Here is a 243-nt window from a genome sequence, read left to right as displayed (position 1 = left end):
CAGGTTCTGATGCCTATGTATCAAAATTCCAACCGCTTGAATTAGCCGCAACGATTCGTGGTTTTATTGAAAACAAACATTAATAGGTAGGTCTACGCCATACTGATCTGAATTATGTTCGATAATGCTGATGCTTTTCGGCGCTCCGTTCTGATAAAGGCAAAACACTAATGCAACACCGTCATAGCAGTATACGAATTGTTGACAACCTTGCTGAAATTACCCGACATCATGATCGGCAGG

The sequence above is a fragment of the Methylophaga sp. UBA1464 genome, assembly GCF_002325665.1.
Classification (GTDB): Bacteria; Pseudomonadota; Gammaproteobacteria; order Nitrosococcales; family Methylophagaceae; genus Methylophaga.
This window is presented reverse-complemented; position numbering follows the sequence as displayed.